Source organism: Kitasatospora purpeofusca (assembly GCF_000718025.1).
In the GTDB taxonomy this organism is placed as follows: domain Bacteria; phylum Actinomycetota; class Actinomycetes; order Streptomycetales; family Streptomycetaceae; genus Kitasatospora; species Kitasatospora purpeofusca.
The window spans coordinates 15,551-40,660 of sequence record NZ_JODS01000019.1 but is presented as its reverse complement, the minus strand read 5'-3'; the positions used below and the strand labels follow the sequence as shown (position 1 = coordinate 40,660).

The window sequence follows — 25,110 nt, the reverse complement described above, 5'->3', positions numbered from 1 at the left end:
ACGCGGACCCGGCGCCGCAACAGGCTCAGGGCCGCAACAGGCTCAGGGCCGCAACGGGCCCAGCCCTTCGCAGCGCCCAGCCCTTCACCGGCTCAGCGCTGCGCCGGCACCTCGGTGCCCAGCTCGGCCGGCGCCTCGTTCGGGATCGCCCCGCCGAACCGGCGGTCGCGCATCGCGTACTGCTCGCAGGCCCGCCACAGGTCACGGCGGTCGAAGTCCGGCCAGAGCACGTCCTGGAACACGAACTCGGCGTAGGCCGACTGCCAGAGCAGGAAGTTCGACGTCCGCTGCTCGCCGCTGGGGCGCAGGAACAGGTCCACGTCCGGCATGTCCGGGTGGTACAGGTACTTGGTGAGGGTCTTCTCGTTGACCTTCTTCGGGTCCAGCCGGCCCGACGCGACATCGGCCGCGATCGCCGCCGCGGCGTCCGCGATCTCCGCCCGGCCGCCGTAGTTGACGCACATGTACAGCGTGACGGCGTCGTTGTCCTTGGTCTGCTCCTCGGCGACCTGGAGCTCCTGGACCACGCTCTTCCACAGCTTGGGCATCCGGCCGGCCCAGCGCACCCGCACGCCCATCGCGTCCATCTCGTCGCGGCGGCGGTGGATGACGTCGCGGTTGAAGTTCATCAGGAACTTCACCTCGTCGGGCGAACGCTTCCAGTTCTCGGTGGAGAACGCGTAGAGCGAGATGTTCTTCACGCCGAGCTCGATCGCGCCCTTGAGCACGTCCAGCACGACGGACTCGCCGACCTTGTGGCCCTCGGTGCGGGGCAGCCCGCGCTCCTTGGCCCAGCGGCCGTTGCCGTCCATGACGATCGCGACATGGCCCGGGACGAGCTCGCCGGGGATCTTCGGGGGCCGGGCGCCGCTGGGGTGCGGGGTCGGGGGGAGGTACTCCCTCTGCTTGCCGCCGCCGAAGAGCCGTCGCGCTGCCATGTGCTCACTTCTCCACGTATCTCATCGAGCGGATACCCCGCTCCAGGTGCCACTGCAGATAGGCCGCGACCAGTCCGCTGCCTTCCCGCCAGTACCTCGGCTCGCAGGCGTCCGCCGTCTGCCAGTCCCCTGACAACAACGCGCCGAGCAGTACCAGTGTCTCAGGGGAGGGTACGGCACATCCGGGCACGCGGCAGTCCGGGCAGAGCACGCCGCCGGCCTGGAGCGAGAAGAACCGGTTGGGTCCCTCCATCCCGCATTTGGCGCAGTCGTCGAAGGTCGCGCCGTACCCGTTGACCGCGAGCGAGCGCAGCAGGAAGGCGTCCAGCACCAGGTGCGACTCGTGCAGCCCGGCAGCCAGCGTGCGCAGGCCGCCGACCAGCAGCAGGTACTGCTGGACGGCCGGCTGGCCCTCGTTCTCGGCGAACCGTTCCGCCGTCTCCAGCATGGCCGTGCCGGCGGTGTACCGGCCGTAGTCGGTGACGATCGAGCCGCCGTACGGGGCGATCGTCTCCACCTGGGTGCAGAGCGGCAGGCCGCGGCCGATCAGCTCGCTGTTGCGGCTGAAGAACTGCACGTCCACGTGCGAGAACGGCTCCAGGCGCGCGCCGAACTTCGACTTGGTCTTGCGCACCCCGCGCGCCACCGCGCGCACCTTGCCGTGGTGGCGGGTGAGGAGGGTGATGATCCGGTCCGCCTCGCCGAGCTTCTGGGCCCGGAGCACCACGCCGTCGTCGCGGAAGAGACTCATGCGCCCGCCTCACCACCGCGGCGGCCCTGGAACAGTGTGGACATCCCACCATTGTCCCCCAGCCTCGGACAGCCGTGTGCCCGCACCGGGGCCGTGGGGGCTGCCGAGCGGTGCGGGTCACGGCGGGCCCCGGCCGTGGGGACGCCACCGGCCGGGAGCCGGGGGCGGAAGGGGCCCGGTTGTGGGGGTCTGGGGGGAGGAGGTGCCGACAGAAGAGAGGGGGTCGGGTGTCCGGCGAGAGGCTCCGCCGGGAGGACCGGAAGACCGGAAGACCGAGAGACCGAGAGACCGAGAGACCGAAGGCCGGGGAGAGAAGGACCGGAAGAACAGGAAGAACAGGGAGAGCAGGAAGGACCGGAGCGCTAGTACGGCGCCCGGGTCGCCGCCTCCAGCAGCGCCCCGACCCGCGCGTGCGGCAGGTCCAGACAGCGCCCGATCGCGGCCAGCGCCTCCCGCTCCTGCGGCCGGTACCGGCCGTCGGCCAGCGCGATCGCCGCCCCCTGCAGAAGCAGCCGCTCCCGGCCCGGCCGGGCCAGGTGCGGGGCCAGCGGCTCCAGGGCCGCGTGCAGTTCCACGGCCAGCCCGCCCGCCATGCCGTGCGCGTCGTACAGTTCGCCGCCGAGACCGGACAGCGCGGCCAGCGCCGCCAGCACCTGCGCCTCGCCGCAGTCCTCGAAGCCGGCGTCCCGGACCGCCCCGCACGCCGCCTCGCGGGCCGCGCGGTGGGCGGTGCCACCGGCCGCCAGCATCGCCAGCGCGACGGTGTACTGCGCGTCGCGCAGCATCCCGCCCAGGCGCACGCAGGTTGGCTGCTCCAGGCTCTCCACCCCGAACCGGCCGTGGCAGCTGGTGCACTGCACGCTGCCGATCACCGGTCCGAGCGGAAGTACCGGGGTCCCCAGCAGCCGCAGCCACCGCCGGCCGTGTTGCCGGCGGTAGTTGCGGTCCCCGCCGCAGCCCGGGCAGAAGAAGTCACCGAGAACATCAGTCCGCCACCGCGGGCGAACACCCCACATCCCTGTCACGGCGCCACTCCCCAGACATGGCAGGCGGCCTGCACAACAATGGGCAGGTCACGCGACCGGCCACCGGGCCGTCCCACCGACCCGGCTTACCGGTGGGACGATGTTGCCACGGTTGCCGACACGTGTCAGTACCTCGAACGGCCCGATCCGACAAAAAATGTGGCGCAGGACACAGCCGGGGCGCCCCCGGCCGGACGACCGCCCCACGACGTCCGGGAACGCCGCCGGGCCGCCCCGCAGGGGACGGCCCGGAAACTTTTACCCGTACGAACTAACCGCGCTGCGCCCGGTTGACGGCGCTGATCATCGCCTTCAGCGAGGCCAGCACGGTGTTGCTGTCGATCCCCACGCCCCACAGCACCCGGCCGTCCACCGCGCACTCCACGTACGCGGCGGCCTGGGCGTCGCCGCCCTCGCTCAGCGCGTGCTCCGCGTAGTCCAGCACCCGGACGTCCACGCCGATCTGCGCCAGCGCGTCCGCGAAGGCCGAGACCGGGCCGTTGCCGGTACCGGCCAGGCTGACCGTCGCCCCGTCCACCACCGCGTGGGCGGTCAGCGCGTCCCGGCCGTCCTCGGTGGTCAGGGTGCGCGAACCGGTCAGCGAGATCCGGCCCCACGGGTTGCCCGTGGTCGGCAGGTACTCGTCCTCGAAGACCCGCCAGATCTCGGCCGGGGTGACTTCGCCGCCCTCGGCGTCGGTCTTGGCCTGGATGATCCGGGAGAACTCGATCTGCATCCGGCGCGGCAGGTCCAGCTTGTGGTCGTTCTTCAGGACGTACGCCACGCCGCCCTTGCCGGACTGGCTGTTGACCCGGATGACCGCCTCGTAGGTGCGGCCGACGTCCTTCGGGTCGATCGGCAGGTACGGCACGCCCCAGGTGTGCTGCTCCACCGGTACGCCGGCCGCCTTGGCGTCGGCCTCCAGGGCGTCGAAGCCCTTCTTGATGGCGTCCTGGTGCGAGCCGGAGAAGGAGGTGTACACCAGGTCGCCGGCGTACGGGTGGCGCGGGTGCACCTCCATCTGGTTGCAGTACTCGGCGGTGCGGCGGACCTCGTCGATGTCGGAGAAGTCGATCTCCGGGTCGACGCCCTGCGAGAACAGGTTCATGCCCAGGGTCACCAGGTCGACGTTGCCGGTCCGCTCGCCCTGCCCGAACAGACAGCCCTCGATCCGGTCGGCGCCGGCCATGTAGGCCAGTTCGGCGGAGGCCACGGCGGTGCCCCGGTCGTTGTGCGGGTGCACCGACAGGCAGACGAACTCCCGGCGCGACAGGTTGCGCGACATCCACTCGAACTGGTCGGCCTGGACGTTCGGGGTGGCCCGCTCGATGGTGGCCGGCAGGTTCAGGATGATCTCGCGGCCCTCGCCCGGCTGCCAGACGTCCATCACCGCCTCGCAGACCTCCAGCGCGAAGTCCAGCTCGGTGTCGACGAAGATCTCCGGCGAGTACTGGTAGCCGAAGGCGGTGTCGTCGCCCAGCAGCTTCTCGGCGTACTCCATCACCAGCCGGGTGCCGTCGACGGCGATCGCCTTCGTGGCCGCCCGGTCGTTGCGGAACACCACCCGGCGGAACAGCGGCGCGGTCGCGTTGTACAGGTGCACGGTCGCCCGCGGCGCCCCGACCAGCGACTCGACGGTCTTCTCGATCAGCTCCTCGCGCGCCTGGGTCAGCACCGAGATGGTGACGTCCTCCGGGATCGCCCCCTCCTCGATCAGCGAGCGCACGAAGGCGTGGTCGGTGGCCCCGGAGGACGGGAAGCCGACCTCGATCTCCTTGTAGCCCATCGCCACCAGCAGGTCGAACATCTTGCGCTTGCGGGCCGGGGACATCGGGTCGATCAGCGCCTGGTTGCCGTCCCGCAGGTCGGTGGACAGCCAGCGCGGCGCCTTGGTGATCACCTGGTTCGGCCAGGTGCGGTCCGGCAGGTCGACGGTGCCGAACGGCAGGTAGCGGCCGTGCCGCATCCCGGACGGCCGCTGGCGTACCGAGGCGGCGGTGATCGGGGTGGGGCGGTCGACGAAGGCGCGGGCGGCGGGGATGGGCGCGGCGGAACTCTGCTCGGTCATGGAGGTGAGTCTCGGCTTCCTGTGATGCGTGGTGCGGGCGGGTCGGGGTGAGGTGTCACCCGACTCGGCCGGCCTGCTGCCGCTCACGACCCGTTCACGGATCGCCCGAAATTCAGCGCGCAGCACAGTCCCCGCGGCGAGGGAAGCCGGCCCTTGACGGACTACAGGCCCTCGACGCGGCAGCTAAGAAGAAGCAGCCCGATGCGCATGATGCGATCCAGCCTAACCCAGCGCCGCGCGACCCCGAAGCCGCCCGGGCGGTCTTCCCACCCCTTGAGACGGTCCCCCGGCGGCGCGCGGCCCGGCCCGGGAGGCGCGAAATCCTGTCCGCGCCGGTGACAACACGTCATCAATGCCTCACCCTGGGCCACATGACAGCCGAACCGACGCTCTGCGCGATCGTTCCGCCGTACGTCCTGGACCGCCTCGCCGAGGACGGTCACGAGCCCGCCGCCCGCTCCCTCGCCCTCGACGCCGCGCACCGGGCCGCGCGGCTCACCGCCGCCCTGCCGGACCGGGCCGCCGCCGCCGACCGGCTGGAACGGGTGATCTCCGACGCCGCGCACCGCGAGCGCCTGCCCGGCCGCACCGTCCGCCGGGAGGGCGAGGGCGCCGTCCCGGACCAGTCCGTCAACCACGCCTACGACGGCCTCGGCGCGACCTGGACCCTGTTCTCCGCCGTCTACAGCCGGCACTCCATCGACGACCAGGGGCTGCGCCTGGACGCCACCGTCCACTACGGCCAGGACTACGACAACGCGTTCTGGGACGGCCGGCGGATGGTCTTCGGCGACGGCGACGGCGAGGTGTTCGGCGACTTCACCGCCTGCATCGACGTCATCGGCCACGAGCTCGCCCACGGCGTCACCCAGTTCACCGCGGGCCTGGAGTACCGGGACCAGCCGGGCGCGCTCAACGAGTCGGTCTCCGACGTCTTCGGCTCCCTGGTCAAGCAGTACGCGCTGCTCCAGGACGCCGCCGAGGCGGACTGGCTGATCGGCGCCGGACTGCTCGCCCCCGGGGTGCAGGGCGTGGCGCTGCGCTCGATGAAGGAGCCCGGCACCGCGTACGACGACCCCCGGCTCGGCAAGGACCCCCAGCCCGCACACATGCGCGACTACGTGCGCACCGGCCAGGACAACGGCGGCGTGCACATCAACTCGGGCATCCCCAACCACGCCTTCTACCTGCTCGCCACCGCGCTCGGCGGCCGGTCCTGGGAGCGCGCGGGCCAGATCTGGTACGACGCGCTGACCGGCCGGCGGCTGCCCGCCGACGCCGACTTCACGGCCTTCGCCCGGGCCACCGTGGCGGCCGCGAAGGCCCGCTACCCGGAGCCGGAGGTCGCGGACACGGTGACCGCGTCCTGGGCGAAGGTCGGCATCAGCCCGACCTGAGTGGCGATTGGGTCAAGGTCCGGAAAAACACCGGCAAACGCCATCCCTGGGTAGCACCATGGACACCATGCGTATCCAGGTGACCCGGACCGGCGGCCTCGCGGGACACGTCCGCCGCGCTGAGCTCGACACCACCGAGCGGGTGGACGCCCCGCACGTGCACGCGCTCGCCCGCGAGGCCGTCGCGGGCGGGTTGCGCGCGCCCTCCTACGGGGTGCCGGACGGCTACCACTACGCGATCACCGTCGACGGGCGCACGGTGCACTGCGCGGACCCCAAGCTCACCGAGTCCCAGCGGGAGCTGGTCTCGCTGGTCCTGCGCGAGGGCGCCTGACCGGCAACGCCTCCCGACCGTCGCACCGCAGCGGTCACACCCCGGCCGTCACACCCGGCCGTCACACCCGGCCGTCAGAGCCAGCCGTCGAGCGAGGCCAGGAAGCCCGGGAGGTCGTCCCGGTGGATGGTGTGCCCGGCGCCGGGCACCGTGCGTACCTCGTAGCCCAGGCCGCGCAGCGTCCCGGCGTCCTCGGGCCCGATCAGCCAGCTGTTGTCGGCCAGCTGCACCAGGGACGGCACCACCGGGGCGCCGGGCAGCGCGGCCCGGTCCGCGAGGGCGGAGAGGGCGAGCGCGGTGTCCGGGTCCCAGACGGCGAGGGTGGCCAGCTCGACCTCGACGTCCGCCGCGTCCCAGCGCGGGCTGAGCACGCCGATCTGCTCCCGGGTGGCCGCCTTGAACTGGGTGAACACGGCCGGGTCGAACAGGCCGGGCCGCACGAAGCGCCAGGCCGGGTCGGAGTAGACGGCCCGGGCCGGCCGGAGCCGGTCCACCGCGTGCAGCAGGGTCAGGGCGCCGAGGGAGTGGCCGATCGCGAGCTCCGCGCCCGTCGGCAGGGTGTCCACCAGGTCCTGGGCGTACTGCTCGGGCCGGTAGCGGTCCACCGGGGCGGCGCCCTCCCCGCGCGGGCTGGCGCCGTGGCCGCGCAGGTCGACCGCGATCACCCGGTAGCCGCGCCCGGCCAGCGCCGGGCCGACCGACCGCCAGCTGCGGTGGTCGGACATGATCCCGTGGACCAGCAGCGCCACCCGGTCGCCGCTGCCCCACTCGCGCGTGTTCAGCTTCATCCCCGCCCCCTCGCCGTCCCGCCGCCGATCAGAGCCCGCCGCTGATCGGAACCCGCTGCCGGTCAGAGCCAGCTGCCGGTCAGAGCCCGCCGTCGGTCAGAACCCGAGCTTGCGCAGCTGCTTCGGGTCCCGCTGCCAGTCCTTGGCCACCTTGACGTGCAGGTCCAGGTAGACCGGGGTGCCGAGCAGCGCCTCGATGTGCTTGCGGGCGGTGGTGCCGACGTGCTTGAGCCGGGCGCCCTTGGCGCCGATGACGATCGCCTTCTGGCTCTGCCGCTCGATGTACACATTGGCGTGGATGTCGAGCAGCGGCCGGTCGGCCGGACGGCCCTCGCGCGGGATCATCTCCTCGACCACGACGGCCAGCGAGTGCGGCAGCTCGTCGCGGACCCCCTCCAGGGCGGCCTCGCGGATCAGCTCGGCCACCATGATCTGCTCGGGCTCGTCGGTCAGGTCGCCGTCCGGGTAGAGCGGCATGCCCTCCGGGAGCAGCTTGGTGATCAGCTCGGCGACGAGGTCCACCTGCTTCTCGCCGACCGCCGAGACCGGGATGATCTCGGCCCACTCGATGCCCAGCTCGGCGCCGAGCTGGTGGACGGCGATCAGCTGCTCGGCGAGCCGCTTGGAGTCGACCAGGTCGGTCTTGGTGACGATGGCGACCTTGGGGGTCTTCTTGATCTCGGCGAGTTCCTTGACGATGAACTTGTCGCCGGGGCCGAGCTTCTGGTCGGCGGGCAGGCAGAAGCCGATCACGTCGACCTCGGCCCAGGTGCTGCGGACCAGGTCGTTGAGGCGCTCGCCGAGCAGGGTGCGCGGCTTGTGCAGGCCGGGGGTGTCGACCAGCACCAGCTGGGCGTCCGGGCGGTGCACGATGCCGCGGACGGTGTGCCGGGTGGTCTGCGGGCGGTCGGAGGTGATCGCGACCTTCGTCCCCACCAGAGCGTTGGTCAGGGTCGACTTGCCCGCGTTGGGCCGGCCGACGAAACACGCGAAGCCGGAGCGGTACGAGGAGGAAGGGGCACTCATGGACCCCATTCTCCCTGATCACCCGCGAGGGGACCGCCACCGGCGTCCGGGCCGGTCATTTCTTCCCGCCGAACAGCGAGCCCAGCCCCCAGCCGAGGACGATCAGCAGGAAGGAGACCGAGCCCCAGAGCCAGAACGGCGAGCCGGTCTCCTGCCACTTGCCCATGCCCATCACGCCCAGCAGCAGTCCCGCGAAGAACGCGTACGGCCCCATCGCCCAGCCCCCTCACCGTGCGGATTCCCCGCCCGTCCCCGGTGAGATTATCCGCCTGGCCCAAGGGTGTTCGAACGCACGGATGCCCGGGGCGCGAACCCCGGGCACCGGCGACGCCGCAAGCGTTCAGCGCGCCTCGACCGAGACCCGCAGCACCCCGTCCGGCCCGGCCAGCAGCAGCGGGGTGCCCGCGCCGCCGAGGTCCCGCACGGCCGCCAGATCGGCCTCGGCGGGCTGCTCCGCCTCGGACACCACGGCCGCCGCCTCCAGCGACTTCGCACCGCTGGCCACCGCCATCGCCACCGCCGTCTGCACCGCGCTCAGCCGCAGCGACTCCAGCGCGACCGTCCCGGCCACGTACGTCCGGCCGGTCTCGTCACGCACCGCGGCCCCCTCCGGGACGCCGTTGCGGGCGCGGGCGGAGCGGGCCAGGGTGATGATCTTCTTGTCTTCGGGGTCCAGCTCGACGATGTCACTCATGCCCAGGAGCATAGGCCCCGCCGACCGCGGTCCTCGGTGGCCGACCGGCCGGGGTCCTCAGTGGCCGACCGGGTTGGGCGGACCGGGCCGGATCACCTTCACGAAGGTCTTGGGACCGTTGGGCATCGCCACCTCGTCCGCCGCCCGCTTGCGCCAGTACGGGTTGTCGTGCGGCAGGTGGCTGCTGACCCGTCCGTACATCCCGAAGGTGGTGATCACCACGCCGAAGGCGAAGGCGAAGATCACGTTGTGGATCCCGAAGTTCAGGATGTTGGCGTCCGAGCGGCCGAGCACGGTCAGCCCGTAGAACCCGGACAGCACGAACAGCACGCCGACCGCCATGTTCACATTGGCGGCGACGTTGCCGCCGATGACCGCGGCGACCACCAGCACCCCGCCCATCACGATGGACAGGACGCTCAGCGCGCCGTTGGTGGACATGCCGGCGATGTCGTTGCCCTCGGTGGACAGGAATCCCGGGTGGTCGGCCAGCCCCAGGCAGCCGAACACGATCAGGAACACCCCGCCGAGACCCGCCCCGATCCGCCACACCAGCACAAGTCTGTGGTCGACGGGCAATTCGTCCTGCAGCTTCATGGCGACCTCCGACTCGGTCGTAGCGCCTGGCTGTTGGTTGTCGGGCCCGGGCCCGCCTAGCTGTAGGGGTGGCTCCCCTGCATGTGCGGCACCTCGTGCATGTACAGCGAACCGCACTGCTGACAGCACCGGAGCCCGGTCCCCCACTCCTGCTCCGACCGGGTCTCCACGTCGGCGGGCATGCTCCGGCCGCACAGTGCCACGGCCGGATCCCCCTCCCGCACGACGTGCCAGACCTTCACCCCGCCCGCCGCCCCCTGCGGGCCGTACTCCGCGCGAAGTTGGTGACTCATGCCCCCATCGTCGCTCCGGACGTACCCGAACGCTACTCGTCGGCCCCGGGGGCCGATTCCTCCGCCTCCCGCACCGGCGCGGCGACCACGGAGCCGATGCGGTTGCGGCGGCCGGCGGAGCTCTCGGCGGTCAGGCGGATCGCGGTGAGGCCGCCCGGGACCTCCTCGGGCAGCGGGATCGCGCAGGAGGAGCCGGGGATCGGCACCCGGCCCAGGTGCTTGGCCAGCAGGCCGCCCACCGTCTCGACGTCCTCGTCCTCCAGCTCGATCCCGAACAGCTCGCCCAGGTCCTCGACCAGCAGCCGGGCGGTGATCCGGTAGGAGCCGTCCCCGAGGTCCTCCACCGGGGCGATCTCCCGGTCGTACTCGTCGGTGATCTCGCCGACGATCTCCTCCAGGATGTCCTCGATGGTGACCAGGCCGGCGGTGCCGCCGTACTCGTCGATCACGATCGCCACGTGCGAGCGCATCTGCTGCATCTCGCGCAGCAGGTCGGTGGCGGGCTTGGAGTCCGGGACGAACACCGCCGGGCGCATCACGGCGCCGACCTCGTCCGACTCGGAGTCCCGGTTGATGTGGGTGCGGCGCACCAGGTCCTTGAGGTAGACGATGCCGACCACGTCGTCCTCGTTGTCGCCGACCACCGGGATCCGGGAGAAGCCCGAGCGCAGCGCCAGGGTCAGCGCCTGGCGCACGGTCTTGTGCCGCTCGATCATCACCAGGTCGGTGCGCGGCACCATGACCTCGCGGACGATGGTGTCGCCCAGCTCGAAGACGGAGTGCACCATCCGGCGCTCCTCGTCCTCGATGACGTCGTTCTTCTCGGCCAGGTCGACCAGCGCCCGCAGCTCCGCCTCGGAGGCGAACGGGCCCTCGCGGTAGCCCTTGCCGGGCGTCAGGGCGTTGCCGAGCAGGATCAGCAGCCGCGGGATCGGGCCGAGGATCCGGGCCAGCGGCAGCAGCACGAAGGAGGCCGCGGTGGCGGTGGTGAGGGGGTGCTGGCGGCCGATCGTGCGCGGGGAGACCCCCACCGCCACGAAGGACACCAGCACCATCACGCCGAACGCCAGCAGCACGGCCTGCCAGGTCGTGTCGATGTTGCGCACGCACACCACGGTGACCAGCACCGCGGCCGCCATCTCGCTGGCCACCCGGATCAGGGTGGCCAGGTTGAGGTAGCGGATCGGGTCGGAGGCCAGCGCCAGCAACCGGGCCGAGCCCCTGCGCCCGGACCGGACCGCTTCCTCGGCCCGGAACCGGGACACCCGGGAGATGCCCGCCTCGGCGCACGCGGCCAGCCAGCCGAGCACGACCAGCGCGACCGCGCCGAGGATGAAGCTCGTACTTTCACCACTCACAGGGGTTCGGGCTCCGCGCTCAGTGGGTGGTGGGGGCCGGGGAGATGCCGCCGAGGCCCCGCTCGGCCCGCCAGCCGTCGAGGATCGCCTTCTGGAGGCCGAACATCTCCTCCTCCTCGTCCGGCTCCTCGTGGTCGTAGCCGAGCACGTGCAGCACACCGTGCACGGTGAGCAGCTGCAGCTCCTCGTCCATCGAGTGCTTGGACGGGGCCGCCTTGCCCTGCTGCTCGGCGACCTCGGGGCAGAGCACGATGTCGCCGAGCAGCCCCTGCGGCAGCTCCTCGCCCTCCTTGCCGGGGCGCAGCTCGTCCATGGGGAAGGACATCACGTCCGTGGGGCCCGGGAGGTCCATCCACTGGATGTGCAGCTCCTCCATCGCCGCCCCGTCCACGAGGATCACGGACAGTTCGGACTGCGGGTGGATCCGCATCTTGTCCAGGGCGTAGCGGGCGACGGCGAGGACGGACTCCTCGTCGACGTCCCAGCCGGACTCATTGGCGATGTCGATCGACATGACGGGCTGGTTACTCAGCTTTCGGTGCGATGGGACTGTCGGGGTGCGCGTGAGCCGCGCCGCTGGGCGGCCTTGACCGGGGGGCGGCGCTCCTCGGTCTCCTGGGCCTCCTGGAGGGCGTCCCAGCGCTCGTACGCGTCCACGATCCGGCCGACCAGCTTGTGGCGGACCACGTCGGTGCTGGTGAGGACGGAGAAGTGGATGTCGGGCACGTCGACCAGGATCTCCTGGACGACCTTGAGGCCGCTGCGGGTGCCGCCCGGGAGGTCGATCTGGCTGGTGTCGCCGGTGACGACCACCCGGGAGTTGAACCCGAGGCGGGTGAGGAACATCTTCATCTGCTCGGGCGAGGTGTTCTGGGCCTCGTCGAGGATGATGAAGGCGTCGTTGAGGGTGCGGCCGCGCATGTAGGCGAGCGGCGCGACCTCGATGGTCCCGGCGGCCATCAGCCGCGGGATGGAGTCGGGGTCCATCATGTCGTGCAGCGCGTCGTACAGCGGCCGCAGGTACGGGTCGATCTTCTCGTACAGGGTGCCGGGCAGGAAGCCGAGCCGCTCGCCCGCCTCGACGGCCGGGCGGGTCAGGATGATCCGGTTGACCTCCTTGGCCTGGAGGGCCTGGACGGCCTTGGCCATCGCGAGGTAGGTCTTGCCGGTGCCGGCCGGGCCGAGGCCGAAGACGATCGTGTGCTTGTCGATGGCGTCGACGTAGCGCTGCTGGTTGAGGGTCTTCGGACGGATGGTCCGGCCCCGGTTGGACAGGATGTTCGCGGTGAACACCTTCGACGGCGTCGGGCTGTCCGGGTCGTCGACGGCGCTGCGGATCATGGCGATGGAACGCTCCACGGAGTCCTCCGTGAGGGGTTGGCCGGTGCGCAGCACCAGCATCATCTCGCTGAACAGCTGCTTGACGAGGGCGACCTCGGCGCGTTCGCCGGTCGCGGTCACCTCGTTGCCCCGGACGTGGATGTCGGCGGCGGGGAAGCCCTGCTCGATCACTCGCAGCAGCGAGTCGGCGGCGCCGAGCAGGGTGACCATCGGATGCTTCTCGGGGATGACGATCCGGGCGCTGACGCGGCCGTCCTCGGCCGGTTCGGGGCGCGGCTGTCCGTTGGAACGGGTCTGCGATGTGTCACTCATAGGTCGGCGCTGGGGCCTGCCTCATCCCATCCGTGTCTCGTGTGCCGCTCGGTCCTTCCGGGGCACCAGGGTACGCCGCGCACGTGATCGCTGCGGCGGGCGGCGGGGCCGCACCCGACGATGCTGCGGCAGAACGCCGGGCGGCGCGAGCGGTTTTCCACGCTGTTCACCGCGGCCCTGACGGATGGGCGCCTCACTTGTGCCGGAGCGGTACTGGTACCCGGGCGAGGTCCTCGGCAAGCACGATCGGGCCGTCGAAATGCTTGCGGGCGTCGGCGAGGTGCTGGCCGAGGTCGGGGTAGCGCTGCGAGAAGTGGGTCAGGACCAGGGTGCGGACACCCGCCTCGGCGGCGACCTTGGCGGCCTGGCCGGCGGTGAGGTGGCCGTGGTCCTCGGCCAGCCCTGCGTCCGCGTCGGAGAAGGTGGCCTCGACGACCAGCAGGTCGGCGCGCTCGGCGAGCTCGTGGACGCCCTCGCAGAGCCGGGTGTCCATGACGAAGGCGAACCGCTGCCCCGGCCGGGGCTCGCTGACCTCCTCCAGGGTGATCCGCTTGCCGTCCACCTCGATCGCGCCCCGGTGCTGGAGCCGGCCGGTGTCGGGGCCGGCGATGCCCAGGGCGGCCAGCCGTTCGGGCACCAGCCGGCGGCCGTCCGGCTCGCTCAGCCGGTAGCCGAAGGACTCGACCGGGTGCGACAGCCGGACCGCCTCCAGCGCGAACCGGGCGCCGGGCGCGGGCAGCGGGCCCGGCTCCTCGATCGGGCGGGGCCGCAGCACGGCCGTCTCGTGGAAGGCGGTGGCGTGCCGCAGCCGCTCGAAGTACACCTCGCCGGAGGCCGGGAAGTAGACGTCCACCGGGTGCGGGACCCGGTCCAGGTTGATCCGCTGGATCACCCCGGCCAGGCCCAGGCTGTGGTCGCCGTGGAAGTGCGTGACGGCGATCCGGGTGAGCTGGGTGGCCGAGACCCCGGCGCGCAGCATCTGCCGCTGGGTCCCCTCGCCGGGGTCGAACAGCAGGCCCTCGCCGTCCCAGCGCAGCAGGTAGCCGTTGTGGTTGCGGTGCCGGGTCGGGACCTGGCTGGCGGTCCCGAGGACGACGAGCTCGCGCTGGGACACGCCTCAGACCATGCGCTCGGTCATGGACGTGCCGCCCAGCACGTGGACGTGGGCGTGGAAGACGGTCTGGCCCGCGCCGGCGCCGGTGTTGAAGATCAGCCGGTAGTCCTCGAGGCCCTCGTCCGCGGCGACCCGGCCCGCCTCGGCGAGCAGCTCGCCGGCGACGTCGGGCTCGGCGTCGGCCAGCGCGGCCGCGTTCGGGTAGTGGGCGTGCGGGATCACCAGGACGTGCACCGGGGCCTTCGGGGCGATGTCGCGGAAGGCGAGGGTCCGGTCGGTCTTGCGGACCACGGTGGCCGGGATCTCGCCCGCCACGATCTTGCAGAACAGGCAGTCGGGCTGCGCCTCGCCGGCCATCGGGATCTCCTCGCGGGATGCTGGTGCTGGTCTGGTGGGAGCGTACGGCCGCATGCTAGGCCCTCCCTTTCGGATCACGCCAGGCGGTCGCCGCCGGAGCACGCACGGCGACGGCCGCCCCGGAGCGGGAGGCCGGACCGGGGTCCGGCCTCCCGCGACCACCCGGCTAGCGCTCCCAGGGCAGCGCCGGCGGGGTCTTGGCCGGCCGCTCCGCGAGCGCCGCCAGGGCGATCCGCACCCCCTCGGCGAGCTGCGGGTCCTCCCCCGCCGCCCAGGCGTGCGGCGGGAACGGCACCTCCACGTCCGGGTCCACTCCGTGGTTCTCCAGGCCCCAGCCGAGCCGCTCCGACCAGAACGCGTACTTCGGCTGGGTCACCAGGGTCCCGTCCACCAGCGAGTAGCGGCTGTCGATGCCGATCACCCCGCCCCAGGTGCGGGTGCCGACCACCGGGCCGATCCCCAGCGCCTGGATCGCCGCGTTGACGATGTCGCCGTCCGAGCCCGAGTACTCGTCCGCCAGGGCGACCACCGGACCGCGCGGCGCGTCCTCCGGGTACGGCGCGGGGTTGGCGACGTCCCTGCCCACGCCCCAGCCGACGATCCGGCGCGCCAGCTTCTCCACCACCAGCTGCGAGGTGTGCCCGCCCCGGTTGCCCCGGATGTCGACGACCACGCCCTCCCTGGCCATCTCCGAGCGCAGGTCGCGGTGGATCTGCGCCCAGCCGGTGGTCTGCATGTCGGGGATGTGCAGATAGCCGAGCCGGCCGTCCGACAGCTCCCGGACGGCGGCCCGCCGCCCGGCCACCCAGTCGTGGTAGCGCAGCGCCTCGTCGTCGGCGAGCGGGACGACCACCGGGTACCGCTGGTCGGTGCCGTCCTTGCCGGCCACCGTCAGCTCGACCGGCTGCCCGGCGGTGCCCGCCAGCAGCGGCGCCGGGCCGGTCACCGGGTCCACCGGGCGGCCGTTGACCGCCAGCACCGCGTCCCCGGGGCGGACGGCCGCGCCCGGGGCGGCCAGCGGCGAGTGCGCCCGCGGGTCGGAGGACTCCCCCGGCAGGATCCGCGCGACCCGCCACACCTCACCGTCCCGGACCAGGTCCGCGCCCAGCAGGCCCTGCCGGCGGGCCGGCTCGGTGTGCACCCCGTGCGCCACCACGTAGGCGTGCGAGGTGCCCAGCTCGCCGTGCACCTCCCAGAGCAGGTCCACCAGGTCGTCGTGCGAGCCGAGCCGCTCCACCAGCGGCCGGTAGCGGGCCAGCACCCCGGCCCAGTCCACCCCGCCGAGGTCGGGACGCCAGAAGTTGTCCCGCATCAGCCGGCCGTTCTCGTCGTACATCTGCCGCCACTCGGCCGCCGGGTCGACCGTCACCCGCAGCCGGTCCAGGTCGACGTCGATCTCGTCGTCCTCGCCGGAGGCCTTGTGGTCGGCGGGCACGATCCGCAGCTCGCCCTCGTCCAGCACCACCAGCCGGGTGCCGTCCCCGCTCACCGCGAACGCGTCCAGGCCGTCCACCAGCTGCTCCGCCCGGCGCTTGCGGAAGTCGAAGCGCTCCAGGGTCGGCCGCGGGCGCTCGTCCTCCAGCGAGGCGGCCTCGTCGCCCAGCTCGCCGACCAGCGGCAGCCTGGTCCACAGCACGCCGTCCTTGGCGGCCCGCAGCACCCCGAACCGGCCGCCCTCCACCGGGAACGGCACGATCCGGTCGGCGATGCCGTCCAGGTCGACCCGGGTCGCCGGCGGCGCGTCGGCCGCGCCCTCCTCGCCGTCCGCCCGGCGGCCCTTCGGCTCGTCCTCCTCCCCGCCGGCCGCCCGGCCCGCCCGGCGCGGCCCGAACGGCGACGGCGTGTCGGCGGCCAGCGTGATCAGGTACGGGCGGCAGCCGTTGGGGAACGACAGGTCGAAGACGTGCGAGTCGTACACCGGGTCGAAGCTGCGCACCGAGAGGAACGCCAGGTGCCGGCCGTCGGCGGTGAACGCCGGGGAGGTGTCGACGAACCGCTGCGGGGTCGCCTCGGAGACCGTCCGGGTGGCCAGGTTGGCCAGCACGATCTGGCGCAGCGACCAGGCGCCGAGGGTCGGCTGCGACCAGGCCAGCCAGGCCGAGTCCGGGCTGAACGCCAGCCCGCTGACCTCGCCGTCGGTGCTGTGCGCCAGCTCGTGCACGGCGCCGTCGGCCAGGCCGACCAGCAGCACCCGGCCGTCGTGCGCGCCGACCGCCAACTGCTTGCCGTCCGGGGAGACCAACAGCGAGCGGACCCGGCCCAGCTGCCCGGCGGCGAGCCGGCGGCGCTCGGTGCCGAGCACGGCGGGCGCGTACTCGATCGCGTCCTCGCCCTCGGCGTCGGTCACCCAGACCACGCCCTGGGCGGCGTCCTCGCCGGCCGGTCCCGGCACCACCCGGGCCAGCCGACCGCGCACGCCCGGCGTCTCGTCCAGCACCCGGGCCGGACCCTCCCGGTGGGTGAGCCAGTGCACGGAGCCGCGCACCACCACGGCCCCGGCCCGCCCGGTGCGGTCCGGGGCGGCGCCCTCCAGCCAGTGCGCGGCGGACACCGGGCGGGGGCGGCGGCCGGTGCGCGGACCGGCCGGGCGGACGTCCAGGCGGCGCGGCCCGGCGCCGTCGAGGTCCTCCAGCAGCCACAGGTCGCCGGCGCTGTGCCAGACCACCCGGCTCCCGTCGGTGGTGGCGGTGCGGGCGTAGAAGCCCTCCGGCGAGATGCCGTGCCGGCGCAGGTCGGAGCCGTCCGGGAGGCTGGAGTAGAGCGCGCCGACGCCCTCGTGGTCGGAGAGGAAGGCGATCCGCCCGCCCACCCACAGCGGCGACTCGATGTGCCCGTCCAGCTCCTCGTGGACGCGCTCGAAGCGGTCGGAGCCGATCCACAGCCGGCCGGTCCGCCCGCCCCGGTAGCGCTTCCACCAGGCCGGCTCGGTGGCGTAGGCGGAGACCAGCAGCACCCGGTCGCCGTCGGGCTCGAAGGCCAGCCCGCCGACCGGGCCGTACGGCAGCCGGGCCGCCTCGCCGCCGTCCAGCGGCACCGCCCGCGCCCAGGTGCGGCGCAGCGAGGCCTGCCCGGCGGCGGTGGTGGCGATCGGCCGGCCGTCGGCGGTCCAGCCGCGCAGCTGGGTCTGCGCGTCGCCCCAGTGGGTCAGCCGCCGGGACGGCCCGCCGTCCACCGGGACCACGTGCACCTCGGGGGCGCCGTCCCGGGTGGAGGTGAAGGCGACGTGGCGGCCGTCCGGGGAGAACATCGGTCTGCGGACCGGTCGGTGGTCGGCGGTCAGCCGCCAGGCCCGGCCGCCGTCCAGCGGGGCGAGCCACACGTCGTTCTCGGCCACGAAGGTGATCAGGTCGCCGTGCAGGTGCGGGTGGCGCAGGTAGGCGCCCTCGGGGGTGCTCTCGGGTTCGCTCACGGTCGCCACCCTAGGCAGCCGGGGGCGCGGCGCGCCCGGAGTTCGCGGTCCGCGAACCCCGACGGGGGACGCCGGTGTCAGGCCCAGCGGCCGGTGCGGCCCAGCAGCAGCGCGCCGGCCGCGACCCCGGCCGTGGAGGTGCGCAGCACCGAGGGGCCGAGCCGGTACGGCTTCGCGCCGGCCTCGGCGAAGGCGGCCAGCTCCTCCGGGGAGACGCCGCCCTCCGGGCCGACCACCAGCACCAGGTCCCCGGTCTCCGGCAGGGCGGCGCCGGCCAGCGGCTCGGAGCCCTCCTCGTGCAGCACCGCCGCGAACGCGGCGCCGGCCAGCACCGGGGCCAGCTGCCGGGTGGTCATCGCCTCGCGGACCTCGGGGAAGCGCAGCCGCCGGGACTGCTTGCCGGCCTCCCGCGCGGTGGCCCGCCACTTGGCGAGCGCCTTGGCGCCGCGCTCGCCCTTCCACTGGGTGATGCAGCGCGACGCCGCCCAGGGGATCACCACGTCCACGCCGACCTCGGTCATGGTCTCCACCGCCAGCTCGCCCCGGTCGCCCTTGGGCAGCGCCTGCACGACGACGATCCGCGGCGACGGCTCCGGCTCGCGCCGCACGGCCGTCACCGTCACCTCGATCGCGTCCTTGCCGTGCACCGCCGCGACGGTGCCGTCCACGCCGAGGCCCCGGCCGTCGGCCAGGGTGACCGCCTCGCCCGGCTCCAGCCGCTTCACCGCGGCGGCGTGCCGGCCCTCCGGCCCGTCCAGCCGGACGGACGCGCCCGGCGCGGCGGCGGCGATCCGCTCGGGGTCGACGACGAACACGGGCGCGGTCATGCGGGGAACCTCCGGGGTGGGAACGGGAACGGGAACGCGAAAGGGGTGCCGAGGAAGCCTCGGCACCCCCGCGCGGGACGGCTACCGGCCGTTGAAGGCGTCCTTCAGCCGGGAGAACAGCCCCTGCTGCCCGGGCGCGAACTGGCCGGACGGCCGCTCCTCGCCGCGCAGCACCGCCAGGCGGCGCAGCAGCTCCTCCTGCTCGGCGTCGAGCTTGGTGGGCGTCTGCACCTCGACATGCACTATCAGGTCACCCCGGCCGCCGCCGCGCAGGTGGGTGATGCCCCGGCCGTGCAGCGGGATCGACTGGCCGGACTGGGTGCCGGGCCGGATGTCGACCTCCTCGATCCCGTCCAGGGTCTGCAGCGGCACCTGGGTGCCGAGCGAGGCCGCCGTCATCGGGATGGTGACCGTGCAGTGCAGGTCGTCGCCGCGACGCTGGAAGGTCGGGTGGGCGGTCTCGGCGATCTCGACGTAGAGGTCGCCGGCCGGGCCGCCGCCGGGGCCGACCTCGCCCTCGCCGGCCAGCTGGATCCGGGTGCCGTTGTCGACCCCGGCCGGGATCTTGACGGTCAGGGTGCGGCGGGCGCGGACCCGGCCGTCGCCGGCGCACTCCGGGCAGGGGGTCGGCACGACGGTGCCGAAGCCCTGGCACTGCGGGCAGGGGCGGGAGGTCATGACCTGGCCCAGGAAGGACCGGGTGACCTGGGAGACCTCGCCCTTGCCGCGGCACATGTCGCAGGTCTGCGCGGAGGTGCCGGGCGCGGCGCCCTCGCCGCTGCAGGTGGTGCAGGTGACGGCCGTGTCGACCTGGAGTTCCTTGGTGGTGCCGAACGCGGCCTCCTCCAGGGTGATCTCCAGCCGGATCATGGCGTCCTGGCCGCGCCTGGTCCGGGAGCGCGGTCCGCGCTGGCCGGAGGCGGCGCCGAAGAAGGCGTCCATGATGTCGGAGAAGCCGAAGCCCGCCGCGCCCGCGCCGAAGCCGCCCGCGCCGCCCCCGCCGTTCGGCGAGAGCGGGTCGCCGCCGAGGTCGTAGACCTGGCGCTTCTGCGGGTCGGAGAGCACCTCGTAGGCGGCGTTGATCTCCTTGAACCGCTCCTGCGTCTTCGGGTCCGGGTTGACGTCCGGGTGCAGTTCGCGTGCCAGGCGCCGGAACGCCTTCTTGATCTCGTCCTGCCCCGCATCCCGTCGGACGCCGAGTACCGCGTAGTAGTCCGTGGCCACCAAATGCTCCGCTTGTTCCGCCTGTGTGAGTGCTTGCGACTTCGGGCGCCGTCAGCTGTCCGACGACGACCGTTCCTACGACTCGGCCAGAATCTGACCCACGTACCGTGCCACCGCTCGCACCGCCCCCATTGTGCCCGGGTAGTCCATCCGGGTCGGACCGATCACCCCCAGTTTGGCCACGCTCTCGTCGCCCGAACCGTAACCGACCGAGACGACCGAGGTGGAATTCAGCCCTTCGTAGGCGTTCTCCCGCCCGATCCGGACCGTCATCCCGGCGTCCGCCGTCTCACCCAGGAGGCGGAGCAGGACGACCTGCTCCTCCAGCGCCTCCAGCACCGGCTGGATGGTCAGCGGGAAGTCGTGGCCGAAGCGGGTCAGGTTGGCCGTGCCGGCCAGCATGATCCGCTCCTCGCGCTGCTCGGCGAGGGTCTCGAAGAGCGTCGCCAGCACCGTGGACACGGTCGGCCGGTCGGCCGCCTCGAACTGCGCGGGCAGTTCCTCCAGCAGCCCCGGGACGTCCGGGAGCCGCTGTCCGGCGGCCCGGGCGTTGATCCGGCCCCGGAGGTCCGCCAGCACGGTCTCGCCGACCGTACCCGGGCAGTCCACCAGCCGCTGCTCGACGCGGCCGGTGTTCATGATCAGCACCAGCATCACCTTGGCCGGGGCCAGCGCCACCAGCTCGATGTGCCGCACCGTGGAACGGCTCAGCGAGGGGTACTGCACCACCGCGACCTGGCGGGTCAGCTGGGCGAGCAGCCGCACCGTGCGGGCGACCACGTCGTCGAGGTCCACCGCGCCGTCGAGGAAGTGCCGGATCGCCCGCCGCTCGGGCGCGCTCATCGGCTTGACCTCGGCCAGCTTGTCGACGAACAGCCGGTAGCCCTTGTCGGTGGGGATCCGACCGGCGCTGGTGTGCGGCTGGTGGATGTAGCCCTCCTCCTCCAGCGCCGCCATGTCGTTGCGCACGGTCGCCGGGGAGACCCCGAGGTTGTGCCGTTCGACCAGGGCCTTGGAGCCGACCGGCTCCTCCGTCCCCACGTAGTCCTGGACGATCGCGCGAAGCACCGCGAGTTTGCGGTCGTCGAGCTGGCGGACCTCACCGGCCATGGGCACGCACCTCCGTCTTCACGCGTTGTCCGTTGTGACACACCGTCGTGGCATGTGTCCGTGTTCGAGCTGTCCGGTCCGACCCCGCGGGGCCCGGCCTTGGCACTCTGAACACACGAGTGCCAGAACCGTACCTGCCAGTGTAAGGCCCGGGTCCGACGGCAGGAACGGCCCGGCCGGGGTGATCCTGCCCGCAGTCCGCGGCGCGCGGGTGATGCCGCGGGGCCCGCCCGGTGGCAGCATCGGAAGCGGACGGCGAACGGAGGAGCAGCGATGTCGAGCTCGGGCCAGCACACCCGCTTCGCCCCCGACCGCGGCCTGACCGGCCGCATGGTGGGGACGATGTTCCTGATCGGGCTGTTGTACGTGGGATTCACCGGTCTGCTGATCGCGCTGCTGCGCGGCGCCTGGCCGATCATCGTGCTGATCTCGGGCGGCCTGTTCGTCGCCCAGTTCTGGTTCAGCGACCGGATCACCGAACGGGCGATGGGCGCCCACCGGGTCACCCCGGAGCAGTACCCGCAGCTGCACGGCGCCGTCGACCGGCTCTGCGCGCTCGCCGACATGCCCAAACCCCGGGTGGCGGTCGCCGACAACGACATGCCGAACGCCTTCGCCACCGGCCGCAACCCGCAGAACGCGGTGGTCTGCGTGACCACCGGCCTGCTGCGCCGGCTGGAGCCGGAGGAGTTGGAGGGCGTGCTCGCCCACGAGCTGTCGCACGTCGCCCACCGGGACGTCGCCGTGATGACGGTGGCCGGCTTCCTCGGCGTACTGGCCGGCGCGATGACCCGGATCGCCATGTACGGCGGTTTCATGGGCGGCGGGCGCAACAACAACGACTCCAACGCCGCGATCGCCGCCCTGGTGATCCCGCTGGTGTCGATCGCCGTCTACGCGATCAGCTTCCTGCTGACCCGGCTGCTCTCCCGCTACCGGGAGCTGGCCGCCGACCGGGCCGCCGCCCAGCTCACCGGGCGGCCCAGCGCGCTGGCCTCGGCGCTCACCAAGGTGACCGGCCAGATCGCCGCCATCCCGACCCGGGACCTGCGCCAGGCCCAGCCCTACAACGCGTTCTACTTCGCGCCGGCGCTCAGCGCCCGGGAGGCCGCCACCCAGCTGTTCTCCACCCACCCGTCGCTGGAGCAGCGGCTGGCCCAGCTGGCGAAGATCTCCTCCGAGCTCGGCCGCTGAGCCACCCGTCCGGCCGCGGCTCCCGTACTCCGCACCGCACCGCCCCCGCACCGCACCGCACCGCCCTCTGACCGGAAGGACCGCCGTGGGCATCCTGGACACGCTGTTCGGCCGCACCAAGCCCGTCAAGCCCGACCTCGACCAGCTGTTCGGCGTGCCGTCCGCCGCCCTCACCCTGGAGGCCGCGGCCGGCTTCCGGCCCACCGGACTCGGCTCGGTCTGCTTCGCCTCCGTCGAGGGCGGCGCCTTCGACGAGGTCGAACGTCAGGTCCGGGCCCTGCTCGACGCCGACACCGAACGCGGCGGCGTCCCCGTCGAGGCGTCCAAGGACTCCTACGGCTACTCCTGGCTGCTCGCCCGGCACGAGCCCGGCGAACTGCCCGAACTCGTCAACGACCTGCACGCGGTCAACAGCGAACTCGAGGCGCACGGCTTCGGCCCCCAGCTGCTCTGCTCCCTGGTCGGCTTCCGCGACGCCGACGGACAGCGCCCGCTGGCCCTCGTCTACCTGTACAAGCGCGGCACCTTCTACCCGTTCGCACCGCTGCCCGGCGGCGGGGAGAAGCGCGACAACCCGCTGGAGCTGGAGGTCAACGCGATGCTCGGCAACGACCTGCGGCTGGAGAAGGACCTCACCCGCTGGTTCCCGGTCTGGGGCGCGCCGGGGCTGTGAGCCGGGGTTGTGAACCGGGCCGCCCACCGGGCCCGTTAAATCGGTGGCCCGCGGCCGCCCCCGCCCCTAGGGTCCGCCCGTGATCAACTGGACCGCACTCGAATCCGCCGCCCCCACCCCCGACACCCTCGCCGCCGTCAGCGCCGCGCTGCGCTCGCCCGACCCGCACGTCCGCGACAGCCTCGCCTACGAGCAGCTGTGCCGCTGGGTACCGCTGCTGACGCCCGAGCAGCGCCTCGCGCTCGGCGACGAGATGGCCGAACGCCTCACCGACCCCGAGATCCAGGCCCGCACCTTCGCCCCGCTGGTCCTCGCCGACCTCGCCGACCACGGCGCCCACCGCCCGGCCTGGCTGGCGGCCTTCGCCCGCTGGTACGTCGAGGAGACCGACCTGCGCGGCTTCGACCCCCGGCTCGGCTGGCTGCACGCGGTGGCACACGGCGCCGACCTGCTGGCCGCCCTCGGCCGCGGCCCGCTGCTCGCCGACCCGACCCCGCTGCTGGACCTGGTCACCGCCCGGCTGCTCGCCCCCACCGACCACGTACTGGACGCCATGGAGGACGACCGGCTCGGCCGCGCGGTCGCCCAGATCCTCACCCGGCCGGAGCTGACCGAGCGCCAGGCCCTCGGCTGGCTCGACCCGATCGCCGCGCAGCCGCCGCGCCGCCCCTCCGCGACCGCGGGCGCCGTCCCCGCCGTCGTCTCCAACACCCTGCGCACCCTGCGGGCCGTCTACGTGCTCGCCGACCGGGGCGTCCGGATGCAGCGCGGCGGCGCACCGGTGCCGCTGCCGCACTCCGCCGCCCTGCGCGCGCGGATCGCCGAGCTGCTGGTGCTGAACTCGCCGTTCACTGGCTGACGCCCCGTAGACTCCGGGGAATGCGCAGCCGCCAGTACGGACCGGACCTGACCCCGCCGTGGAAGCGGTCGACGCCCGCCCCCGAGGTACCGGCCGAGCGGGACCTCGTGGTCGAGGAGGCGTCGACGGGCTTCTGCGGGGCGGTGGTGCGCTGCGAGCGGACCGCCGAGGGCCACACCGTCACCCTGGAGGACCGGTTCGGCAAGCACCGGGTGTTCCCGCTGGTCCCGCGCGGCTTCCTGCTGGAGGGCCGGACGGTCACCCTGGTCCGGCCCGCGGCCCCGGCCCCGGCCCGCACCCCCGCCCGCACCGCCTCCGGCTCGGTCGCCGTCCCCGGCGCCCGGGCCCGGGTCGCCCGCGAGTCGCGGATCTACGTCGAGGGCCGGCACGACGCCGAGCTGGTGGAGCGGGTCTGGGGCGACGACCTGCGGATCGAGGGCGTGGTCGTCGAGTACCTGGAGGGCGTCGACGACCTGCCCGCGATCGTCGCCGAATTCGCCCCCGGCCCGGAGCGCCGCCTCGGCGTCCTGGTCGACCACCTGCTCCCGGGCACCAAGGAGCACCGCATCGCCGCCCGGGCGAGCGGCCCGCACGTCCTGGTCGTCGGCCACCCCTACATCGACGTCTGGCAGGCCGTGAAGCCCTCCTCCGTTGGCATCCCGGCCTGGCCCGCCGTCCCCCGGGGCGAGGACTGGAAGACCGGCACCTGCCGCCGCCTGGGCTGGCCCGAGGACACCCCGGCGGCGTGGAAGCGCATCCTGTCGAAGGTGAACTCCTACCGGGACCTGGAGCCCGAGCTGCTGGGCAAGGTCGAGGAACTGATCGACTTCGTGACCCTGCCGGGTCAGGAGTAGGGCCGGAACTCCGTGGTGTCGAGCGTGATGCCCAGCAGGTCCACCGGAACCGGCTCGCCGAACTTGGTGGTCCGCTCGGCCACGTAGTCGGGCAGCCCGGAGGCGGCCGCCCGGGTCGGCTCGGTGAGCAGGACGCAGAGGCCCTTGATCGGGTCGACGATCAGGTAGACGGGGATGCCGCCCTCGGCGTACAGCTCCCGCTTGGTCCGGTAGTCGCGCAGCACGCTGGTCTTCGAGACGACCTCGACGACCAGCGTGAGGTCCGACGCGGGAACCACCCGTCCCGGACCGTCGACCGCCCCACGTTCGAACACGACCAGGTCCGGCTGGGGCTCGCTGAGCGCACCGGCAATGGCCACGTCCTGTGTGGTCAGAGCGTGCCAGCGATGGTGTGGAATCCGGTCCCGCACGGATGCGGTGATCAGATTGGCGGTCAGGTCCGAGCTCATGCTCAGCACAATCTCGCCGCGGACGAGCTCCGCCCTCCACCCCTCCGGGACGGCCAGCCCTTCGAAGAGCTCCATCACCCTGTGCTCATCAGTCATCACGGAAGAAAGCTAGCGCGAG

26 protein-coding genes are annotated in these 25,110 nt (G+C 73.0%); 6 read left to right on the top strand and 20 right to left on the bottom strand.

The features are described 5' to 3' along the window. Positions 1-92 precede the first annotated feature (92 nt). From IF01_RS0125040 to leuA, 4 genes are all read right to left on the bottom strand, one after another. Positions 93-938 (bottom strand): isoprenyl transferase, encoded by an 846-nt coding sequence (locus tag IF01_RS0125040; RefSeq protein WP_030395789.1) that lies wholly within the window; start codon positions 936-938, stop codon positions 93-95. A 4-nt stretch (positions 939-942) separates the two neighbouring features. Next, positions 943-1,689, bottom strand: coding sequence for a DNA repair protein RecO (gene recO, locus IF01_RS0125035; RefSeq protein WP_030395788.1), 747 nt, complete (start codon positions 1,687-1,689; stop codon positions 943-945). A gap of 362 nt (positions 1,690-2,051) precedes the next feature. Next, positions 2,052-2,561: a TerB family tellurite resistance protein gene (locus IF01_RS0125030; RefSeq protein WP_233290235.1), complete on the bottom strand. Its 510-nt coding sequence runs from the start codon at positions 2,559-2,561 to the stop codon at positions 2,052-2,054. A gap of 424 nt (positions 2,562-2,985) precedes the next feature. Continuing rightward, positions 2,986-4,782, bottom strand: coding sequence for a 2-isopropylmalate synthase (gene leuA, locus IF01_RS0125025; RefSeq protein ID WP_030395786.1), 1,797 nt, complete (start codon positions 4,780-4,782; stop codon positions 2,986-2,988). A 371-nt stretch (positions 4,783-5,153) separates the two neighbouring features. Between leuA and IF01_RS0125020 the strand changes: the two genes are divergently transcribed. After that, entirely contained in the window at positions 5,154-6,179 is a 1,026-nt protein-coding gene (locus IF01_RS0125020; protein ID WP_030395785.1) for a M4 family metallopeptidase, read from the top strand. 67 nt (positions 6,180-6,246) lie between these two features. Further along, entirely contained in the window at positions 6,247-6,513 is a 267-nt protein-coding gene (locus tag IF01_RS0125015) for a protealysin inhibitor emfourin (RefSeq protein ID WP_030395784.1), read from the top strand. A 74-nt stretch (positions 6,514-6,587) separates the two neighbouring features. On the opposite strand, the gene IF01_RS0125010 is transcribed toward IF01_RS0125015, so the two are convergent. The 15 genes from IF01_RS0125010 to hrcA form a co-directional block, all read right to left on the bottom strand. Further along, positions 6,588-7,301, bottom strand: a complete 714-nt coding sequence (locus IF01_RS0125010; protein WP_030395783.1) for an alpha/beta fold hydrolase — start codon at positions 7,299-7,301, stop codon at positions 6,588-6,590. A gap of 96 nt (positions 7,302-7,397) precedes the next feature. Then, positions 7,398-8,327, bottom strand: a complete 930-nt coding sequence (era, locus tag IF01_RS0125005; RefSeq protein WP_030395782.1) for a GTPase Era — start codon at positions 8,325-8,327, stop codon at positions 7,398-7,400. Between the two features lie 55 nt (positions 8,328-8,382). After that, positions 8,383-8,541, bottom strand: a complete 159-nt coding sequence (locus IF01_RS48490; protein ID WP_157855342.1) for a hypothetical protein — start codon at positions 8,539-8,541, stop codon at positions 8,383-8,385. Positions 8,542-8,667: 126 nt separating this feature from the next. Continuing rightward, entirely contained in the window at positions 8,668-9,021 is a 354-nt protein-coding gene (locus tag IF01_RS0124995) for a cytidine deaminase-like protein (RefSeq protein WP_030395781.1), read from the bottom strand. 57 nt (positions 9,022-9,078) lie between these two features. Continuing rightward, on the bottom strand, positions 9,079-9,618 hold the full coding sequence (locus tag IF01_RS0124990; RefSeq protein ID WP_037781090.1) for a DUF4383 domain-containing protein: 540 nt from the start codon (positions 9,616-9,618) through the stop codon (positions 9,079-9,081). A 56-nt stretch (positions 9,619-9,674) separates the two neighbouring features. Further along, a complete protein-coding gene (locus IF01_RS0124985) occupies positions 9,675-9,911 on the bottom strand; it encodes a hypothetical protein (protein ID WP_030395779.1) in 237 nt (78 codons plus the stop codon). 32 nt (positions 9,912-9,943) lie between these two features. Further along, positions 9,944-11,269 carry a hemolysin family protein gene (locus IF01_RS0124980; RefSeq protein ID WP_030395778.1) on the bottom strand — a complete coding sequence of 442 codons (1,326 nt, stop codon included), beginning with the start codon at positions 11,267-11,269 and terminating at the stop codon, positions 9,944-9,946. 19 nt (positions 11,270-11,288) lie between these two features. After that, positions 11,289-11,783: an rRNA maturation RNase YbeY gene (gene ybeY / locus IF01_RS0124975; protein WP_030395777.1), complete on the bottom strand. Its 495-nt coding sequence runs from the start codon at positions 11,781-11,783 to the stop codon at positions 11,289-11,291. A gap of 14 nt (positions 11,784-11,797) precedes the next feature. Then, positions 11,798-12,820: a PhoH family protein gene (locus IF01_RS0124970; RefSeq protein WP_037781114.1), complete on the bottom strand. Its 1,023-nt coding sequence runs from the start codon at positions 12,818-12,820 to the stop codon at positions 11,798-11,800. A 295-nt stretch (positions 12,821-13,115) separates the two neighbouring features. Beyond that, entirely contained in the window at positions 13,116-14,036 is a 921-nt protein-coding gene (locus IF01_RS0124965) for a ribonuclease Z (protein ID WP_030395775.1), read from the bottom strand. Between the two features lie 3 nt (positions 14,037-14,039). Next, a complete protein-coding gene (locus tag IF01_RS0124960; RefSeq protein WP_030395774.1) occupies positions 14,040-14,393 on the bottom strand; it encodes a histidine triad nucleotide-binding protein in 354 nt (117 codons plus the stop codon). Between the two features lie 166 nt (positions 14,394-14,559). Next, complete coding sequence (locus IF01_RS0124955; protein WP_030395773.1) at positions 14,560-17,802, bottom strand: S41 family peptidase; 3,243 nt, start codon at positions 17,800-17,802, stop codon at positions 14,560-14,562. A 77-nt stretch (positions 17,803-17,879) separates the two neighbouring features. Next, positions 17,880-18,629: a 16S rRNA (uracil(1498)-N(3))-methyltransferase gene (locus tag IF01_RS0124950; protein ID WP_030395772.1), complete on the bottom strand. Its 750-nt coding sequence runs from the start codon at positions 18,627-18,629 to the stop codon at positions 17,880-17,882. Positions 18,630-18,710: 81 nt separating this feature from the next. Then, on the bottom strand, positions 18,711-19,853 hold the full coding sequence (dnaJ, locus tag IF01_RS0124945; RefSeq protein WP_030395771.1) for a molecular chaperone DnaJ: 1,143 nt from the start codon (positions 19,851-19,853) through the stop codon (positions 18,711-18,713). Positions 19,854-19,928: 75 nt separating this feature from the next. After that, positions 19,929-20,963 (bottom strand): heat-inducible transcriptional repressor HrcA, encoded by a 1,035-nt coding sequence (gene hrcA, locus IF01_RS0124940; protein WP_030395770.1) that lies wholly within the window; start codon positions 20,961-20,963, stop codon positions 19,929-19,931. 273 nt (positions 20,964-21,236) lie between these two features. Here hrcA and htpX point away from each other — a divergent pair, with 273 nt between their 5' ends. The 4 genes from htpX to IF01_RS0124920 all read left to right on the top strand — a co-directional run bounded on the left by htpX (position 21,237) and on the right by IF01_RS0124920 (position 24,543). Next, a complete protein-coding gene (gene htpX, locus IF01_RS0124935; protein WP_030395769.1) occupies positions 21,237-22,157 on the top strand; it encodes a zinc metalloprotease HtpX in 921 nt (306 codons plus the stop codon). Between the two features lie 85 nt (positions 22,158-22,242). Beyond that, a complete protein-coding gene (pspAB, locus tag IF01_RS0124930) occupies positions 22,243-22,830 on the top strand; it encodes a PspA-associated protein PspAB (protein ID WP_030395768.1) in 588 nt (195 codons plus the stop codon). A 79-nt stretch (positions 22,831-22,909) separates the two neighbouring features. Beyond that, on the top strand, positions 22,910-23,689 hold the full coding sequence (locus tag IF01_RS0124925) for a DUF2785 domain-containing protein (RefSeq protein WP_030395767.1): 780 nt from the start codon (positions 22,910-22,912) through the stop codon (positions 23,687-23,689). Between the two features lie 20 nt (positions 23,690-23,709). Beyond that, a complete protein-coding gene (locus IF01_RS0124920; protein WP_030395766.1) occupies positions 23,710-24,543 on the top strand; it encodes a DUF3097 domain-containing protein in 834 nt (277 codons plus the stop codon). Here the strand turns inward: IF01_RS0124920 and IF01_RS0124915 are convergent. After that, on the bottom strand, positions 24,534-25,088 hold the full coding sequence (locus IF01_RS0124915; protein WP_030395765.1) for a Uma2 family endonuclease: 555 nt from the start codon (positions 25,086-25,088) through the stop codon (positions 24,534-24,536). The two genes, IF01_RS0124920 and IF01_RS0124915, sit on opposite strands and share 10 nt — an antisense overlap. Positions 25,089-25,110 lie beyond the last annotated feature (22 nt).